We start from the raw sequence: 18,365 nt of genomic DNA on the forward strand, positions 1-18,365 counted from the left end.
TTGGCGCGACAGTCCCCGCGCCTGTCCATCAGCAGACCACTAGGTTGCCGCCATGACCCAACCCACGACGCTCGGCGAACTGCGCAAGATCGGCTGGGTCTCCCGACCGGTCAAAGACGAGATGCGTGCGAACGCCGCGAAGGCCGTCGCAGCGGGCGAGCCGCTGTTCGAGGGCGTGCTGGGCTACGAGAACACGGTGCTGCCCCAACTCGAGAACGCCATGCTGGCTGGTCACGACGTGGTGTTTCTAGGCGAGCGGGGCCAAGCCAAGACCCGCATGATCCGCTCACTGGTGGACCTGCTGGACGAGTGGATGCCCTACATCGAGGGCTCGGAGATCTTCGACGACCCCTACAACCCGGTTTCCCGTCACGCCCGCGACCTCGTTGCCGAGCACGGCGACGACACTCCGATTGCGTGGGCGCACCGCAGCATCCGCTATGGCGAGAAGCTGGCCACTCCCGACACCTCGATCGCCGACCTCATCGGTGAGGTCGATCCCATCAAGGTGGCCGAGGGCCGGTACCTGTCCGACGAGTTGACGCTGCACTACGGACTGGTGCCGCGCACCAACCGCGGCATCTTCGCCATCAACGAGCTGCCCGACCTTGCCGAACGCATCCAGGTGGGCCTGCTCAACGTGCTCGAGGAACGTGACGTGCAGATCCGGGGTTACAAGATCCGCCTGCCACTGGATGTACTGCTGCTGGCGACGGCCAATCCTGAGGACTACACGAACCGTGGCCGCATCATCACGCCGCTCAAGGACCGCTTCGGTGCGCAGATCCGCACCCACTACCCCCTTGATGTGGACACCGAGATGGACATCGCGGCGGCGGAGGCCCGCCCCTTGGACCTCGCGGACTTCGATGGCGGCGTCAAGGTCACCCTGCCCGACTTCATGTCGGAGATCGTGGCCACGTTCAGCCATGTGGCTCGTTCCAGCAGCCACGTCAACCAGCGCTCGGGCGTGTCGGTGCGCATGACGGTTACCAACAGCGAGACGCTGGTTGCGAACGCCACCCGCCGGGCGCTGCAGCGAGGCGAGCGCCACGTGGTGCCCCGAGTCAGCGACTTGGAATCGCTCATGAGCTCGACCGCGGGCAAGATCGAGATCGAGTCGATGGAGGAAGGCCGAGACGGCAAGATCGTCGAGACCATGCTCCGTGCAGCGGTGCTGGAGGTCTTCAAGAACCGCTTCTCGCCCGACGAGCTGAGCGACGTAGTGGCCAGCTTCGGCGAGGGGAAGGTGGTGCACACCGGCGACGACCTCGGCTCAGAGGCCTACATGGAGCTGCTCGCCGGCAACCAAGCGCTGGCCGTCGCCACGGAATCGCTGGTTGCGGCGTCAACCGACCCGCAGTCGGGTGAAGGAGCCGGCCCCGCCGTGCTCGCCTCGGCCGTGGAGCTGGTGCTGGAGGGACTGCACCTGTCCAAGCGGCTCAACAAGGAGCACGTGGGCGCCCGGGCGACATACCGCTCGCGGGGCTGAGTCGCTGCGAGGGCTGCGACCGTGACAGAGTGATGCTCATGCCGGGGAGTTCTGCATTCCCGAGGCGCGTGGCTGCGCTTGCGGCCGACGGGGCAAGGCAGTGAAGATCCGCTGGCGCCGGGCCCGTCGCGAGGGCGCCCGGTTCCGCTACTCCGCGTGGGACGGCACCCAGACCGGCTTCGATTTCGACGCGGACAGCTTGTTCGCCGAGATGACCGACGACCTGCTGTATCACGGCGATCTGAACGCCGCCCTGCGCCGGCTCATGCAGCAGGGCTTCACCGACGCCGAGGGCAACCGGCTCGAAGGCCTGCGCGAGATGATCGAGCGCCTGCGCGAACGCCGCAAGGAAATGCTGGAGCAATTCGATCTCGGCGGGGTGTACGACGACATCGCCCGCGAGCTCGACGAGATCACCGACACCGAGCGCGAAGCGCTGGAGGAATTCTCACAGGACGCAGCCGACAGCGGCGATGAGCGCCGGCAAGAGATCGCCGAGTCCAGCGCAGCCGGGCGCAACCTGCAGCTCGACATGCTTCCCCCGGACCTGGCCGGGAAGATGCGCGGCTTGCAGAACTACGACTTCGTCTCACCGGAGGCCCGCGAGCAATTCAACGAGTTGGTCGAGCGGCTGCGCCAGGAAGTCGCCCAGAGCTATTTCGACCAGATGACCGGGGCGATGGGCAATATGAGCCCCGAAGACCTGGCCCGCACCAAGGACATGATGGCCGAGCTCAACCAGATGCTCGAACAGCGTGCCCGCGGCACCGAGCCCGACTTCGAGGGCTTCATGGACCGCTACGGCGACTTCTTTCCCGAGAATCCCCGGAGCCTTGACGAGCTGCTGGAGATCATGGCCAGGCGCATGGCAGCCATGGCCTCGATGCTGAACTCGATGACCCCCGCCCAGCGACAGCAGCTGGCCGACCTGGCCGCGCAGCTCATGGACGACATGGACCTGCAGTGGCAGGCCCAGCAGCTCGCGCAGAACCTCCAGCAGGCGTTTCCTGACATGGGCTGGGATCGCAACTACCAGTTCGGCGGCGATGATCCGCTGTCGATGTCCCAGGCGGCCGACGTGATGGGCCAGCTTGGCGATCTGGACGCGCTATCGGAGATGCTGCAGGGCGCTGTCAGCCCGTCGGCACTGGCCGAAGTTGATCCCGAGCGGGTCCGTGAGTTGCTGGGCAACCAGTCCGCCGAAGCGCTGGAGCGACTCAGCGAGATGGCCCGCATGCTCGAGGAATCAGGCCTTGCGCAGCACACCGAGGGTCGCTTGGAGCTGACGCCGCGGGCGCTTCGCCGCATCGGGCAGAACGCGCTCGGCGACCTGTTCAACCGCCTCATGGACGACAAGGTGGGCAGCCACCAGGTGCGCAAGTCGGGCGTCGGCCACGAATTCGCCTACGAGACCAAGCAGTACGAGTTCGGTGACACGTTCAACCTGAACATCGAGCGAACCGTGCGCAATGCCGTCTCCCGGCAGGGGACCGGCACGCCGGTGCAGCTCACACCGGACGACTTCGAGATCGAACGCTCCGAGCTGCTTTCGCGAGCCTCAACCGTGCTGATGCTGGACCTGTCGCTGTCGATGCCGATGCGCGACAACTTCCTGCCGGCCAAGAAGGTCACGATGGCGCTGCACTCGCTGATCTCGACGCAGTTCCCGCGCGACTACTTGGGAATCGTGGGCTTCGCCGAATCGGCGAAGGAGCTGACGGCGGCCCAGTTGCCGGAGGTGTCGTGGGATTTCGCCTACGGCACCAACATGCAGCACGGCTTCATGATCGCCCGACGCCTGCTGGCCCGCCAGACCGGTTCGAAGCAGATCATCATGATCACCGACGGCGAGCCGACCGCCCACCTCGCCCGCGACGGCCGGCCATACTTCGCCTACCCGCCGGTGCGCGAGACCATCGAGGCCACGCTGCTGGAGGTAACGCGGGCGACCCGTGAGGACATTCGCATCAATGTGTTCATGCTCGACCCGAACAGCTACTTGCGGGCGTTCGTGGAGAAGATGACCGAGATGAACGGGGGGCGGGCTTTCTTCACCAGTCCTCAGAATCTTGGTGATTACGTGCTGGTGGATTTTCTTGAGCACCGTCGTCGATTGATTACCAGCGGCCGGCTCTAGCGGCCGTTCTCCCGGGGGCACGGCGACGGCGGCGTCCGTGCTTCAAACAGACGCAGCGCCTTTGCTGGGGCGCGGGGTCGCAGGGGCGCTGCATGACTGCGCGCGGACACCGCCGCCCCCGCGCCCCCTTATGTCTTTGAGCCGAGCGTTGTTTGGGTGTCGTCTGGGGTCGGCAGGGGTGGGGCGACGTTGCGAACGGTGAAGACACCGATGGCAGCGATCAGGACGAGCCCTGCGCCCACGACGCCCAGCGCGGTGGTGCCGAGGCCGTCGATCAGCAGGCCGCCCAGCAGCGGTCCGCCGGCGCGGCCTGCGGCCATGACTGCTTGGGCGTCGCCGGCACGTTCTTCGGGATAGCGGGACCGGCTGGCCAGGACTTCGAACACTCCCGGTATCGCCAGCCAGAAAAAGAAGCCCCACGCCACGAGCGCACCGAAGAACAACCACGAATGCGCTGATGTCGCGATGAGGATCACGCACGCCGCTGCGGCTGCCATCGGGGGGCTGGGGAACTTGCGGGGGGCCTTCCATCGAACCGCCGGGATCGCAACCAGGGCGTTGAGACTGAAGCCGACGGCGATCACCGTCACTGACATTGATGTGTTGGCGGTTCCCAGGACCACGGCGAACACGAAGACCGAAGAGCCGCCGAGGGTGAACAGACCCAGACAGATCAGCAGGATCCGGGCGGCCGGCACGGCACGGTTGCGCTTGGCCGTTCTGGGGAGATGGTCCACTTCGCTTCGGTAACCGAACGCCAGAGGGACGAGTGACACAACCGCCAGCGCGCCGAACACGAGCCGAGCGCCGCCAGCGGTGAGGAGCACCGAGATGAGCGGTGCCGCGATCAGCCCGACCATGGGGCCCGTCACCGCCACATCGTCCATTCGGCGCGTGTCGCCGAAGGCCTGCACCCATCCGTACCAGGCCACAAGCCCCAGTGCGAGACCGCTGAGGAGCCGCAACGCCACGAGCATCGCGAACGCGGGCAGGGCGGCCGAAGCCAGATTGGCCGCCGCGGCTGCCCCGAGACTGGTGACGAACACCCACCCGCGTGGCTGCAGCCAGCGACCGGCGCCCCATGAGGTCACCACGAATCCGCCCAGTTGGAACACGCCGATCAAGGAGGCCACGCCGAGGCTGATGCCGTAGTGATCAGTGATCTCCGGCAACAGGAACGGCGTCGAAACGAAGGCGAGGACGCTGAAGCCGACCGCGAGCAGGATGCCGATCTTGACCGTCGGTCGCAGCAGCAGCGCGAGCCGGATGGGGAATTGCACCAGCGGACGCTACTGGTGTGAGCGAGTACTCGGAGTTCAGGCGCGTGCCGGGGTGAGGCCGCCCAGGACCATGTCGGCGAATTGGCGGGCTAGGTCTTCTAGGCGGAGTTCGCCGCCGGGGCGGTACCAGTTGGCCAGGGAGTTGAGGCCCGAGATCATGATCCGGGCCAGAACTTTGGCGTTCGTGTCGGCGCGCAGGGAGCCGTCGGACTGACCTTCGGCGAGCAGGCCCACCCAGAGGTTCGTGAACTCGCGTAGGGCGCTGGTCAGCTGGTCGCGGGTGTGCGGGGGCGATTCGTTGTAGCAGCGGATGTTGGCCACCGTGAAGCTGCTCTCGGCGACGATGCAGTTGACATAGGCAACGATGGCTTCCGCCAGTCGTTCCGAGCCCCTCGCCTCGGGGCCTAGGGCTTCAAGCGCTGCATCGATGGCCTCGCGGGCGTGGTCGATGCCGACACGCAGCACCTCCTCGACGATCGCGTCCTTCGAGTCGAAGTGGTAGTAGAGGCTGCCGGCCTGCATCTCGGCGGCGCCGGCGATGTCGGTGAGGGTGGTGGCGGCGTAGCCGTGGCACGAGAGCAGGCGCGCGGCAGCATCCAGAATGCGCATCCGGCTGCGCTCGCCCTTGCGGATCCGACGGCCATTGTCGTTGCCGTTGTTCTCTTCGGCTTCAGTGGCGACGGTGCTGTCTGTGGGGCCCGACTCGGCAGAGCTGCCGGCGGTTGCGCCTGAACCGCCGGAGGCTGCGTCGGTGCTGTCCATAACCGAGAAAGAACTTAGTCCTGAACGAGCGCTCATGCAGTGGCCGAACACGCAGCAGTGTCTTGACACCTGCACGAGGCATCCGCCGGGCCGTGCCGAAGTGCGCTCACCTACACTCCGCGAAGCGGTCGCGCAGGGCGGCTGCGGGTCGAGCCGACGGGGGCCGGGGTGAAGTTCAGCTTGTTCATGTACTGCACGATCGGCCGCCGCCACGAGCTGGAAGCCGGCCTCGCAGGGCTCAACAACGACTACTACCAGCGCATGCTCGGCGAGATTGCCGAGATCGCACGCTTCGCCGACGAGACCGGCTGGTACGGCTTCGGCCACCCCGAGCACCATTTGCAGATCGAGGGCTTCGAGATCTCCAACGACTTGAATCTGATGGCCAGCTGGATCGCCCAGCACACCAGCCGGCTGCGGCCAATTGCCTGCGGGTACGTGTCGACCACTCACAACCCGCTGCGGGTGGCGGAGCAGGTGGCAACGCTCGACCACATGACCGGCGGGCGGCTGTGCTTCGGGGCGGTGCGCGGCTACCAGCACCGCTGGGTGGACCAGTTCAAGATCCGTCCCGACCTCGCCGCGGTCGGCAAGTGGAACCGCGGCACCTACGAGGACGAGTACAACCGCCGGTACTTCGAGGAGTTCGTCGATGTGGTGCTGACGGCGCTCCGCAACGACACGTTCTCCTATGAGGGCGAGTTCTGGCGCTTCCCCAACGACAACCTCAACCCGCACACCCACACCGTGTATTCCGACTACGGCGCCGGCGTGGATACCGACATGACCATCCGTGAGATCGGCATCGCCCCGCGCCCACTGCAGTCACCGCACCCGCCGCTGTACGGCGGTTTCACGATGTCGATGAGCTCGGCCGTGTTCTGGGCGCGTTACGGCGGCACACCGATCGTGCTGAGCGACAAGATGGACTTCTGCGAGGCGCTCTGGAAGGCGTACCGGGAAGAGGCCGCCCGCCACGGAGTCGAGAAGCCCCGCGGGCACGAGTGCGGCTGGGGCGGTGTGGCGGTGTGCGCGCCCACCGACGAGGAGGCCTGGCGCCAGTTCGCTGACATGGAGTGGTTCTGGAATCAGTGGGCCATCCAGTTCGGTCAGGGCATGCCGTTGCAGCTCGTCGGCAGCCCCGACACGATCAGCCGCCAAATCGAAGAAGCGCAGACGCTGCTCGGCATCGACGAGCTGTTCCTGTTGGTGCCCCAAGGCATTCACTCAGGCGACCAGATCATCTCGTCGCTCGAACTCATCACTGACAAGGTGATGCCGCGCTTTGCCTGAGCCGGACCGGGAGCCCATGGCCCAGCCGCCCCCGGACCGACGGCATCGGGGGCTGGGTTGATCTCCGGCATCTCCGAGCGCACAGTCACCGCAGCAGACGGTTCGGGGGCCGTCGTCGTGACCCCGCGTGGCGAACTCGATCTGGGGGCCATTGCGTCTCTGGACAGTGCCGTGAGATCGGCGCTGGCCGCTGCGGGATCGCCGCCGAGGCTCATAGTCGACCTGTCCGATGTCGACTTGCTGGCACCGGTGGTCCTCGGCGTTCTGCTCGACGCTCGGCGGCGCTGTCAGGGCGCTGGGGGCGCAATGTCGCTGGTCGTCACGAGCCCTGAAATCGGCGCCACGCTGGTCGACGCCGGTGTCGAGCCGCTCTTTGAAATTGCTTCTGGGATACAAGACGCCCTGCAGCGTCTCGCCGTCGGCTGAACATCCGGGAACGAGGCTCCCCTCAGGCTGATCGGCGTCAAGGCCTCCGAGGTAGCGGCCGTATCCTGTGCGCCCGTATGGCCGGTTCGGAGTACCTGTACCAGCGGGAGACCTTCGCAGGCGGAAACAGCCGGCTTGCTCGATTCTTGGCGCGGCCAATCCTGAAATTCGTCCACCGCGAGGTGGCCGGCAGCGTGCTGTTGTTGCTGGCGACCGCGGCAGCGCTCATCTGGGCAAATTCGCCCGGAAGCGACACCTACTTCAACTTCTGGCACAACCACATCGACATCACGATCGGCAGCTTTCAGCTGCACCCGCTGACGTTCGTGGAGTTCGTCAACGACGCGCTCATGGCGTTGTTCTTCTTCGTGGTCGGGCTGGAGATCAAGCGGGAGCTGGTGACGGGCTATCTCGCAAGTGTGCGCGCAGCCACGTTGCCGGCGATTGCCGCAATCGGCGGGATGGTCGTGCCGGCGCTGCTGTACTTCATGGCGAATCCGTCCGGGGATGCGGCGTCGGGCTGGGGCATACCGATGGCCACCGACATCGCATTCGCCGTGGGCGTGGTGGCGCTGCTGGGCTCGCGGATTCCGCCGATGCTCAAGCTGTTCTTGCTGACACTGGCCATCGTCGACGACATCGGCGCCATTGCCGTGATCGCCATCTTCTACACGAGCGACCTGAACCTCAAGTGGCTGCTGTTCGCCGTCGCGCTCCTCGTGGTCATCAGGCTGCTCACCGTGATGCGGGTTTGGGCCCTCGAGATCTACTGGGTGATCGGTTTGGTTGCCTGGTACGCCACGCTCGAATCTGGTGTCCATGCCACCATCGCTGGTGTCGCGCTGGGCCTCCTGACGCCTGCCAGGCCGCTGCTCGGCCGGGGGCAGGCTCAGGACGTGGTGGATCATCTGCCGGAACGTCCCAGCATCGAGCAAGTCCACCAAGCATCGTTCCTGGTGCAGGAATCAGTGCCGATGACCGAACGGCTGGAGACGCTGTTCCACCCGTTCACGGCATTTCTCATCGTGCCGCTGTTCGCCCTCGCGAACGCTGGCGTGCCGTTGTCGGGCGACGCGATCTCCGATGCTGCGGGCTCGCCGGTGACCTGGGGCGTGGTGGCGGGCCTGGTTGTCGGCAAGCCCGTCGGGATCACGCTGTTCACCTGGGTAGCGACCCGCTTCGGATTCAACCTGCCCGAGGGAATGAACTGGCCGCAGTTCATCGGCATGGGTTTCGCGGCGGGTATCGGCTTCACCGTGTCGATCTTCATCACGGGCTTGGCGTTCGACGACGGCGGCATCACCGACCTCGCCAAGATCGGCATCCTGTTCGCATCCGCGTGCGCCGGTATTGCGGCACTTGTCGTGCTGGCGCTGTCGGGCAAGGCAGGCGATCACCCCGGCGAAGCGCCGCTCGGCATGATCAGCGACCGCAGCGCGCCGCCGGAGTCTGCAGCCGCCGATAGCTAGCCTCGCTCCCCGGAATACTCTCCCATTGGCTGGCCCTCGAGACTGCGACAGTGGTGTCGGCCATGACCGAAATCTCGGTTCGGTGCGCTCTCTGCACGCCGTTCGCACAGCGGCAACTAGCTTCTCATGACCGTGACAAGGTTCCGCTGGCTGTTCGGCCTCGTGTGTCTAGCGGTGTTGCTCGGCGTGACACTGGCCGTGCAGCCGTTGGGGGCGGCGCAAACCGACACGTCGGGCGGCGGCGTAGTGGTGATTGCAAACGGCTGGTCGTCCGCGGATGTGGGCGCTGCGGCGCCGTTGGCGAATCGACTGGGCGGACGCGTGCTGTATGCGTCGGCGGACGCACTCGGCACGGCGACAGCGGATGCGCTGAAGCAGCTCTTGCCGTCCAAGATCATCCTTATGGGCGGCACTGCGGCGCTGACCGCTGCGATTGATGACGAGCTGTTCGAACTCTTGCCGAGTGTGCGCGTCGATCGCCTCAGCGGCGCCGACCGGATCGATACTGCGGCAAGAGCAGCGGCGTTCTACTGGCCAGCCGCTCCCCCGGGTCGGGCGGTGGTGGTCGCTAACGGCTGGTCGCCCGCTGACGTGGGCGCTGCAGCGCCACTGGCCGCGGGACTGAGCGGCAGCGTGCTGTTCTCGTCTCAACCCGAGCTCGGTGAATCCACGGTCACAGCGTTGGCTCAGCTGGCGCCGTCCAAGATCATCCTTATGGGCGGAACCGCCGCTCTGTCAACGGACATCGAGGCACAGCTCGCCGAACTCCTCGACAGAGTTCCGGTCGAGCGGCTCGCCGGCGCCGACCGGATTGACAGTGCTGCCAAGGCAGCGCTGTTGGCGGCCGCACCTGCCGGCAGCCCAGTGGTGGTCGCCAACGGCTGGTCGCCAGCGGATGTGGGCATCGCTGCTCCGCTGGCCGCGGCGCTGGGCGGCAGCGTGCTGTTCTCCAACACAGACACGCTCGGAGCCTCCAGCAGCGATGCGGTTACCCGTCTCGCCCCGACTGATGTGGTGTTGGTCGGCAGCGTCGCCACATTGACTGGCAGTATTGAGACGGAGCTAGCGGCACTTCTCGACCCAGTTTCGATAGTGCGGATCGCCGACACCGACCGAATCGGCGCTGCTGCCTCGGCGGCGCTGTACGCGCAGGCCAATCAAGTTGAACCTGAACGGCTCCCGACGACGTGGCTAGCCCGTATCAACGCTTACCGAACCGGATCGGGGCTCTCCGAAGTTGTGGACCGTCCCGATCGTTCGGACGGAATAAGGAAGCATCTCGAATACCTTCGACTCACCGACCCCTCGCTTCGGATCGGTACGTACGCGAATGCGCATTATGAGAATCCGGCAAGCCCCCACTACAGCGACGCTGGCGCTGCCGCGGGTCGATCATCCAACTTGGGCGTCGCGACGAGCGATGCCGCGGCAATCGATCAATGGATGGCTGCCCCATTTCATGCCATCGGTATCTTGCGCCCCCAACTCGAGAGCGTCGCTTTCGCGCGCGTCGACGGCTTTGGACTGAACACCGGATTGGACGTCATTCGCGGACTTGGCCACACAACCCACGACGAAATCGTGCTATTTCCAGGTCCTGGTAGTTGGGTTCCACTCATGCGCTTCCGGGGCGAGTTGCCCTCGCCGCTCGAGTCGTGCGAGGGATACCGCGCTGGCGCTGTGGGACTGCCGCTGATCATCATGCTTCCCACTGATACCGACCCTCTGGCCGTAGCCGAGCTTGTCGGCCCTGGAGGTTCACACCATCAAACCGCCGACGGCACGCTGTGCCGCGTGGATGAGCACACCTATACGACGACCGACGCTGTATACGGAGGAACTGGACTTTCCATCTTGCAAGGGAGCAATGCGGTGTTCCTCATCGCCGATACTCCGCTCATTCCAGGAAGATGGACAGCCACTTACCAATCCTCAGCCGCTGTCGAACCGCTGAGCTGGTCCTTCAACGTGCACGAGTAGACGCCTGCGCGCACTTGCTGCGAACGCGAACGCAGGTCATACTGCCGAGCGTTTGCGGCTAGTGGACGTGGGGCCTAGCGTTTCGGAGGCGTTGTGGATGCCTCGGCTCTGGCCGTGCTGTCCCCAACTGTGCCCGGGGCGTGTGCGGCACTGGCCCGGCTGGAACGTGCACCGCGGGTCCGGCGCCCCGACTCCTCATCCAACCCGACGCGACACCGTGAGGTCCATGTGACTGCTGTTCCGTATCTGGCCCTGATTGCTTCCGTGCTGGCCCTGCTTCTGGCCTACTACTTCGCCAAGGTCGTGCTGAGAGCGGACCAGGGCACCGACCTGATGCGCGAAATCGGCGCTGCCATCCGCGAAGGTGCCATGGCGTTCCTGCGCCGTGAGTACACGTGGGTGTCGGTCTTCGTGGCGGCGATGTTCGTGCTGCTGCTGGTCGTGCCTATCGACGGCCGTCCGGCGGCCAGCTTCGCCTACCTCATGGGTGCGGTGCTCTCGTCGGTTGCGGGCTTCATCGGCATGCGCATCGCCACTGCGGCCAACACCCGCACGGCCAACGCTGCCCGGCAAGGCGCCGCGAAGGCGCTGCCGCTGGCGTTCAAGGGCGGCGCGGTCATGGGCTTCACCGTGGCGGGTCTGGCGCTGTTGGGGATCTCGTTCAACTACCTGTTGTGGGTGAAGTGGCTGGGCGTCGACCAGGCCTTCCAGGTAGTGGCCGCGTTCGGCCTGGGCGCGAGTTCGATCGCTCTGTTCGCCCGCATCGGCGGCGGCATCTACACCAAGGCCGCTGACGTCGGCGGCGACCTCGTGGGCAAGGTCGAGGCCGGCATTCCCGAGGACGATCCCCGCAACCCTGCAACCATCGCCGACGCGGTCGGCGACAACGTGGGCGACGTCGCCGGCATGGGTGCAGACCTGTTCGAGTCCTATGCAGGGTCGATCGTGGCGCCGGTGGTGCTCGCCTCGCTGCTGGTACCCGTCTTCCTCGAGGGTGACAGTTTGGCCTCCGACTTCGGCGCTGCCGAAGGGCTCCTCATGTACCCGATCCTGATTGGAGCGCTCGGCATGATCGCCTCGATCGTGGGTGCACTCTTTGTGCGCGGCCGCGAGGGCCGAAGCCTGTCGGGTCAGCTGCACACCGGCCAGTACGTCGCGATGGCACTGACGGTGGTGTTCTCCGTTGTCGGCACGCTGGTGCTGTTCAGCGGCAGCCCGACAATCGGCGACTACGTGCTCAGCGCACCTATCTTCCTGGCGCTGACGATCATCGTCGGACTGCTCGGCGGCTGGGCCATCGGGTTTACCTCGGAGTACTTCACCTCCGAGCACTACCGGCCTGTGAAGGGCATCGCCCAGCAGTCCGAGACGGGCGCAGCCACCGTCACCATCGAAGGCATCGCGCAGGGCAAGCTCTCCACGCTGCCAGCGGTCGTGCTCGTGGTCGGCATGATCGGCCTGTCGTACTGGTTCGGTGGGCTGGCCTTCGGCTCAACCGGCGACGTGATCGGGCTGTACGGCGTGGCACTGGCGGCCATCGGCATGCTGTCAGTAACCGGCGTGATCGTGGCGGTAGACGCCTATGGGCCCATTGCCGACAACGCCGGCGGCATCGCCGAAATGGCCGAGCTGCCGCCTGAGGTGCGTGGCGTCACCGACAGCCTTGACGCACTGGGCAATACCACCGCCGCAGTCGCAAAGGGCTTCGCCGTCGGCTCGGCCGCAGTGACAGCACTGGCGCTGTTCAAGTCGTTCAGCCTGACCGCCGGCGACCAGGTGTTCCTCGACATCAACGACACTGCGGTCACGATCGGCCTGTTCCTCGGCGCCATGACCCCGTTCGTCTTTGCGGCGCTCACCATGTCCTCGGTGGGGCGGGCCGCTCAGGCGATGATCGTGGAGGTCCGCCGTCAGTTCGCCGAGATCCCGGGTCTGCGGGAAGGCGAACCGGGCGTCAAGCCCGACAGCCGCCGCTGCGTGGACATCTCCACTCAGGCGGCGCTGCGCGAGATGCTCCTGCCCGGTGGCCTCGCAATCGTGCTGCCGCTGGTTATCGGCTTCATCGACGTGAACGCACTCGGCGGCTTCCTGGCCGGGGCAGTGGTGACCGGCTTCCTGCTGGCCATCTACATGGCCAACTCCGGCGGCGCCTGGGACAACGCCAAGAAGTACATCGAGGCGGGAGCCCACGGCGGCAAGGGCACCGATGCCCATGCGGCGGCCGTGGTCGGTGACACCATCGGCGACCCGTTCAAGGACACCTCAGGCCCGGCCATGAACATCCTCATCAAGGTGATGACCATCGTCAGCCTGGTCTTCGTCCCCGCCTTCCTCTAACCACCAAGCGGCTTCGGCAAGTTCAGCGAGCCCGACCTCCCGATCGCGCTCGGGCACATACCGCCGAACCGTGGCGTAGCGTCCGCGGTCGTGCGCGAATCAGCAGCGGAGCCGCACCTAGTGGCCGATGAGGCTGCCGTTCGGCCTCGGACTGTGTTGATGGTGTTGGTCGGGGTGCATGCCATCAACGACTTCTACGTCACGGTGCTGCCCGCGTTCCTCCCCGCCCTGGCCGACGAGTTCGGCTTGAGCTACACGGACCTCGGCGTGCTGTCGTTCGCGTTCACCCTGCTGACTGGTGTGCTCTCGCCGGTGCTGGGAGGCGAGGCTGACCGCAGGGGCAGGCGGCGGTGGATCTTGGTCTTCGGCTTCGTCATCGGGGCCGTGGGGTTCTTGGGGATGGCAGCGTCGCCAAGCTTTTGGTTGATCGTGATGCTGAGCCTGTTCTGCGGCCTCGGCGGCGCCGCCTACCACCCGCAGGCCACGGCGTTCATTGTCTCTGCCTATCCCGACAAGCGTGGTCGCATGCTGGGTATCCACGGCTGGGGCGGTTCATTCGGACACTTCGCCGCGCCCGCGGCAGTGGTGCTGGCGGTCTCGGTCCTGAACTGGCGACTGACCATGGTGGCGCTGGCCATCCCGATGGTGATCGCGGCCGCGACCCTGCAGTGGCGACTCCGCGAGATTCCGGCTGCGCCGGCGGTACGGCTGCGCGGTGCGTTCAACAAGCCGCTGCTGATGCTGGCGATGTCGTTTGGGGCAGTGGCCATGGTGGGCATGAGCTTCATCAACTTTTCGGTGAAGATGCTCGTCGATAAGGTTTGGGACACCAGCGATGCCGGGGTGATCCTGACCGTCATCCTGCTGGTCGGCGTTGTTGCCCAGCCGCTGGGGGGCTTGGCGTTCGATCGAGCCGGCGGCCGCACGGTTCTGGTGATCGCCGCCATGGGCACCACGCTGTTCGTGGGCCTGTTCGCGCTCACCGGCGGCGCACTCTCGCTGGTCGCCCTCGGCGGCATCTCGTTTTGCACATTCAGCCTGTTCCCGGTCTCGATGGCAATGGCCAGCCGGCTGGCACCGCCTACGCAGACCGGGGCCGGCATCGGCGTGATATTCGGCGTCTCTGGCTTGATGACCGCCGTTGCGAAACCCGCCGTGGGAATCCTGGGCGACATCACCGGCGACATCCGGGTTGCACTGGCGTGGCTGCTGCCGCTCGCTCTCGTGGCGGTCGTGCTGGCATCCCGCCTCAGCCCCGATGCCCGCTACGTCCCTGCTGCGGTCACGAAGTAACGCTGCGACAGCAACGGGCTCACGCTGCGCAAGCTGAGTTCGTCATCCTGCGCGAAGCCATCTGACGCCAGGTCGGAATCAGGCGCCGAGGACGGCCATGCCGATGGCGCGGGCTGCCTGCGCCTGACGCTGATCGAACGTCAACATGGTCGCGTTCGGACTCGCTCGCCGGGCTGCTGCCAAGTGGATGGCGTCGAGCGACCGGCACAGCGTTTCCTCTGCAATCCAGGCAGCGTCCGCACATACATCCGCATCGAGGCTCATCAGCGCAAACTCGTCGAGGTCGATCTGCAGCCGGCGTTGCACACTTGCCAACTCCTCGCCAGCGAAGTGGCGTACGAAGTTGCGGCGGACTTCGATCTCCGTGAGTTGCGAGGTAACAGGCACCCGCTCTGCGGTGACGGCGCGGAGTGTCTCATCGGAGCCGACTTCCGGCCGGTACAGCTTCATCATCGCGCTGGACTCCACGTAGAGCACTAGTCACCGCGGTCTTCGTCGAGCATTTCTTGGATGCTCGGACCGTCGGACAGCAGGAGCGGGCGGGCTTTCCCCAGCCCGCCACGGCGCTTCGGCGGGGTGATCCAGCCCTCGGCGACGCCCTGTTCGATGCGGGCCATGTCGTCCAGCGTCGCGTCGTCCAGTGCGGTCAGCTGAGCGACGGGACGACCGCGGTCGGTCACGATGATGCACTCACCGTCGGCAGCGCGCCGCACGCATTCCGACAGCTTCGCTTTCAGCTCTCGAATGCCGATGTTCGCGCCCATGTGACCACCTTAGTGGGTCATGTAGTCACAACAGAAATGAATTGTGACTACATCGGTGCGCGAGTCGCCTAAGTCTCCGTCGAACGCGCCGGGGCGTCGTCATCTCCGTCATCGGGTTCGGGGGTGTCGTCGTCGGCTGCGTCGCCGCTGTCTTCGCCGGAATCGGAGGCCTCGTCCGCGGCCTCCGCAATATCGTTGTCGGTCGGTTCGGGATCCGGGTCGGCATCTTCGGATTCGGAGCCCTTTGCCTCGCGGTGCCTGCGCAGGGTGACGAGAGCGGCGAGAGCCAGCACGATCGCGGCGACGATCCCGCCGATCGCTGCGGGGCCCAGTCCGCCCCCGCTAGGCGCCGTCTCGACGTAGATCGTCTCGGGGAGCTCGTCCAGCGCGTCGAAGGGGAGTTCCCACGTGTACTTGGACTGGCTCACCGTGTCGGCGTTGTGCTCGACGACATCGCCGGGCAGCGTCACCGAGAACGTCACCGTGGGCGCGTCGAAGCCCATCGCCGTGATCTGGGACAAGTCTTCGGCGCTGGCTTCCTCCTCGAGTGTGCCCATGTCGAGTTCGAAGCGCCATCCGCCGCCGTCGAAGCGACGCACGCCCGGGCCGTCCTCTTCGGCCATTTCAGCTAGGACGGCGTCGCCTGCATCGGCCGTCCACGTGGCAAGGGCAGTGATGACGCAGTCCCCGTCCTCGATGCCGACGTCAACGCTCTGCTCCACGTCGATGTCGCTGACGCCCAGCGGGTCGTCGAAATCGGCATCGTCCGCCATCTGTTGGCAGAGGTCCTCGGAACTGCCGCCCTCGCCGAGGGCCGCCAAGCCAAGAACTGCCTCGTCGATGCGCATCGACGTACCCAACGAGCCCGACTTGTCGTCCCGGAAGACGAAATCCATCTCGATGTCGACACAGGCCGTCGCCAGCAGGGCCAGCACGCATGCGGCCATCGCCCTCCGCATCATCGATCGCCAGCGTGAGGCGTTGCGAGGACGTGGACGCGAACCGATCATGACGACACCGTAGCCCTCTCCGAGTCGGGGCTTGCCACGGTTTGCCCAGCCCCGCCCCGGCACTCGGACGTCAAGTCTCGGCAGTCTCGCAAGCAGCTGATTCAGGTGGCGGCGGGCGGGCGGAGACGGTCGGCCACGCCGCGGGTGAGGCGGTCCAGAATCCCTGCCAGCAGGACGATGGCGATGCCGGCCTCGAAGCCTCTGCCCACTGCGTCGCTGCGGCGCAGGGCGTTCACGGTCTCGAGCCCGAGTCCGCCGCCGCCGACTAGCCCGGCGATCACCACCATGGCCAGCACCAGCATGATCACCTGGTTGACCGCCACCATCAGCTCGGGCGCCGCCAGCGGCAGCTCGACGCGGCGCAGGCGCTGCCCGCGGGTCGCGCCAAAACTTGTCGCCGCTTCGTGCACTTCTGCTGGCACCCGCCGGAGCCCGAGATCGGTGTAGTGCACCGCAGACGGCAGCGCGTACACCACCGAGGCGATGATGCCCGGGATGCGCCCCACGTGGAACAGCGTGATGACCGGCACCAGCAGCACGAAGCTGGGAATGGTCTGCAGGAAGTCCAGCACCGGGTCTGCCAGCTTCTGGAACCGGTCGCTGTGCGAGGCCCAGATGCCCAGCGGAACTCCGATCGCCAGGGTGGCCGCTACCGCCACCACTGTCTGGGCCAGCGTGTCCATCGACAGCTCCCACATGCCCAACCAGCCGATGCCGAGCATTGCAATGCCAATGCCCAGGCCCAGTCTCACGCCACGCGCCATCAGGCCCGCCAACACGCCGAGGCCGATCATGGCCGGCCACGGGATCTGTGATGAGAGCAGCTCGCGCAGCGGCGTCACCATGTACAAGGTGATGAAGTCGCTGAGCGGACCGGTGCCGATGCCCGACGAGCCGATGTCGTAGAGGTTGTCGCGGGCCCACGCCGTGATGTCGTTGACATACGGCGCGTAGTGCCACTGCAGCCATTCGGGAAACTTGTTGTGACCCACAATTCCGCCCACCAGCGCCACCGGCGCCATCGCAGCCGCGATCCAGCGGATCGCCTGCAGGTCTGCGGCCCGCAGCGAGCCGTCCGAAGATGCGCCATGTCCCTGACCGCGGCCGCGCTCGCCCAGAGTGGCGATTCCTCGTGTGAAGCGATCCAGGATGATCGCCATGATGACGATGGCGATGCCGGCCTCGGAGGCCTCGCCGACGTCGATGTCACGCATGGCGCGCAGCACGTCTTGCCCGAGCCCGCCCGAGCCGATGAACGCGGCGATCACCACCATGCTCATGGCGAGCATCGTCGTTTGGTTGACACCGGCCAAGATGGCAGGGCGGGCGGCAGGGATCTGCACCAGACGCAGCGTCTGACGCTCGGTCGCACCGAACATTTCCGACGCCTCGACCATGGGCTGGGGCACGTTGCGCAGCCCGACGTCGGTCAGTCGTACCACTGGCGGCAGGGCGAAGATGACCGTCGCAATCAGCGCGGGCACCCGCCCGATGCCGAACAGCAGCACGAACGGGATGAGGTAGACGAACCCGGGCATGGTCTGCATGGCGTCGAGCGTGGGACGCAGCACGCTTGCGAACCGGTCGTTACGCCAAGCGGCGATGCCCAGCGGGATGCCCGCCAGCAACGACAGGAACACCGCCACGCCCATGAGCGCGAGCGTGGCGAAGCCCTGCTGCCACAGCTCAACCATGCCGATGACCACCACACCGCAGAAGCCGAGTGCCCCGGCCACCCGGCTGCGCACCCGCCACAGACCGAGGCCGCAGAAGACGGGGTACACGTACCAGGGGAACCACCGCAGGATTGCTTCGAGTCGCCGGATGCCGGCGTCGGCCAGATCGGTGACGGGGTTCAGCAGCACCGAGTACAGCCAGTGCGAGGTCTGGTTGTTGATGAGCCAGCGCCGGGTTCGATCGATCGGGTCTGCCAGCCCGAGATTCCACGACTCTGGGAAGGCCCCCACTGACGCGGCGAAGCCGACGATCACGAGAGCCACCGACGCTGCAGCCATGCCGACCGCGACCGGCGACGGCCGCCGAGCCGACGGCGTCCCAGCTCCCGCAGGCGCGTCGGCCTCGACCGTCTGGCTCATCTCAGGTTCCGCTCCAGAGCTGTGTT

Annotated in this window: 14 protein-coding genes; 8 read left to right on the forward strand and 6 right to left on the reverse strand. The window is 66.2% G+C overall.

Annotation, left to right across the window (positions count from 1 at the left end):
• Window positions 1–52 precede the first annotated feature (52 nt).
• The gene (locus ACOQPH_RS17065; RefSeq protein ID WP_420622507.1) at window positions 53–1,492 is read left to right on the forward strand and encodes a magnesium chelatase; all 1,440 of its coding nucleotides are present in this window, start codon (window positions 53–55) and stop codon (window positions 1,490–1,492) included.
• Between the two features lie 100 nt (window positions 1,493–1,592).
• Window positions 1,593–3,629 (forward strand): vWA domain-containing protein, encoded by a 2,037-nt coding sequence (locus ACOQPH_RS17070; protein WP_420622508.1) that lies wholly within the window; start codon window positions 1,593–1,595, stop codon window positions 3,627–3,629.
• 128 nt (window positions 3,630–3,757) lie between these two features.
• On the opposite strand, the gene ACOQPH_RS17075 is transcribed toward ACOQPH_RS17070, so the two are convergent.
• Both ACOQPH_RS17075 and ACOQPH_RS17080 read right to left on the reverse strand, forming a co-directional pair.
• The gene (locus ACOQPH_RS17075) at window positions 3,758–4,909 is read right to left on the reverse strand and encodes an MFS transporter (RefSeq protein ID WP_419551600.1); all 1,152 of its coding nucleotides are present in this window, start codon (window positions 4,907–4,909) and stop codon (window positions 3,758–3,760) included.
• Window positions 4,910–4,945: 36 nt separating this feature from the next.
• Complete coding sequence (locus tag ACOQPH_RS17080) at window positions 4,946–5,671, reverse strand: TetR/AcrR family transcriptional regulator (RefSeq protein WP_420622509.1); 726 nt, start codon at window positions 5,669–5,671, stop codon at window positions 4,946–4,948.
• Window positions 5,672–5,839: 168 nt separating this feature from the next.
• Between ACOQPH_RS17080 and ACOQPH_RS17085 the strand changes: the two genes are divergently transcribed.
• From ACOQPH_RS17085 to ACOQPH_RS17110, 6 genes are all read left to right on the forward strand, one after another.
• On the forward strand, window positions 5,840–6,964 hold the full coding sequence (locus ACOQPH_RS17085; protein WP_420622510.1) for an LLM class flavin-dependent oxidoreductase: 1,125 nt from the start codon (window positions 5,840–5,842) through the stop codon (window positions 6,962–6,964).
• Window positions 6,965–7,021: 57 nt separating this feature from the next.
• Window positions 7,022–7,390: an STAS domain-containing protein gene (locus ACOQPH_RS17090; RefSeq protein ID WP_420622511.1), complete on the forward strand. Its 369-nt coding sequence runs from the start codon at window positions 7,022–7,024 to the stop codon at window positions 7,388–7,390.
• A 77-nt stretch (window positions 7,391–7,467) separates the two neighbouring features.
• Window positions 7,468–8,859 carry a Na+/H+ antiporter NhaA gene (gene nhaA / locus ACOQPH_RS17095; protein ID WP_420622512.1) on the forward strand — a complete coding sequence of 464 codons (1,392 nt, stop codon included), beginning with the start codon at window positions 7,468–7,470 and terminating at the stop codon, window positions 8,857–8,859.
• Between the two features lie 132 nt (window positions 8,860–8,991).
• The gene (locus ACOQPH_RS17100; protein WP_420622513.1) at window positions 8,992–10,839 is read left to right on the forward strand and encodes a cell wall-binding repeat-containing protein; all 1,848 of its coding nucleotides are present in this window, start codon (window positions 8,992–8,994) and stop codon (window positions 10,837–10,839) included.
• A 228-nt stretch (window positions 10,840–11,067) separates the two neighbouring features.
• The gene (locus ACOQPH_RS17105; RefSeq protein WP_420622514.1) at window positions 11,068–13,176 is read left to right on the forward strand and encodes a sodium-translocating pyrophosphatase; all 2,109 of its coding nucleotides are present in this window, start codon (window positions 11,068–11,070) and stop codon (window positions 13,174–13,176) included.
• Window positions 13,177–13,266: 90 nt separating this feature from the next.
• Window positions 13,267–14,469, forward strand: a complete 1,203-nt coding sequence (locus tag ACOQPH_RS17110) for an MFS transporter (protein WP_420622515.1) — start codon at window positions 13,267–13,269, stop codon at window positions 14,467–14,469.
• 78 nt (window positions 14,470–14,547) lie between these two features.
• Here the strand turns inward: ACOQPH_RS17110 and ACOQPH_RS17115 are convergent, their stop codons facing one another.
• The 4 genes from ACOQPH_RS17115 to ACOQPH_RS17130 form a co-directional block, all read right to left on the reverse strand.
• The gene (locus ACOQPH_RS17115) at window positions 14,548–14,937 is read right to left on the reverse strand and encodes a type II toxin-antitoxin system VapC family toxin (RefSeq protein ID WP_420622516.1); all 390 of its coding nucleotides are present in this window, start codon (window positions 14,935–14,937) and stop codon (window positions 14,548–14,550) included.
• 8 nt (window positions 14,938–14,945) lie between these two features.
• Complete coding sequence (locus tag ACOQPH_RS17120; protein WP_420622517.1) at window positions 14,946–15,233, reverse strand: type II toxin-antitoxin system Phd/YefM family antitoxin; 288 nt, start codon at window positions 15,231–15,233, stop codon at window positions 14,946–14,948.
• A 68-nt stretch (window positions 15,234–15,301) separates the two neighbouring features.
• Window positions 15,302–16,195, reverse strand: coding sequence for a hypothetical protein (locus ACOQPH_RS17125; protein ID WP_420622518.1), 894 nt, complete (start codon window positions 16,193–16,195; stop codon window positions 15,302–15,304).
• A gap of 149 nt (window positions 16,196–16,344) precedes the next feature.
• Window positions 16,345–18,339, reverse strand: a complete 1,995-nt coding sequence (locus ACOQPH_RS17130) for an ABC transporter permease (protein ID WP_420622519.1) — start codon at window positions 18,337–18,339, stop codon at window positions 16,345–16,347.
• Window positions 18,340–18,365 lie beyond the last annotated feature (26 nt).

This window comes from Candidatus Poriferisodalis sp. (genome assembly GCF_965221945.1).
Classification (GTDB): Bacteria; Actinomycetota; Acidimicrobiia; order Acidimicrobiales; family Poriferisodalaceae; genus Poriferisodalis.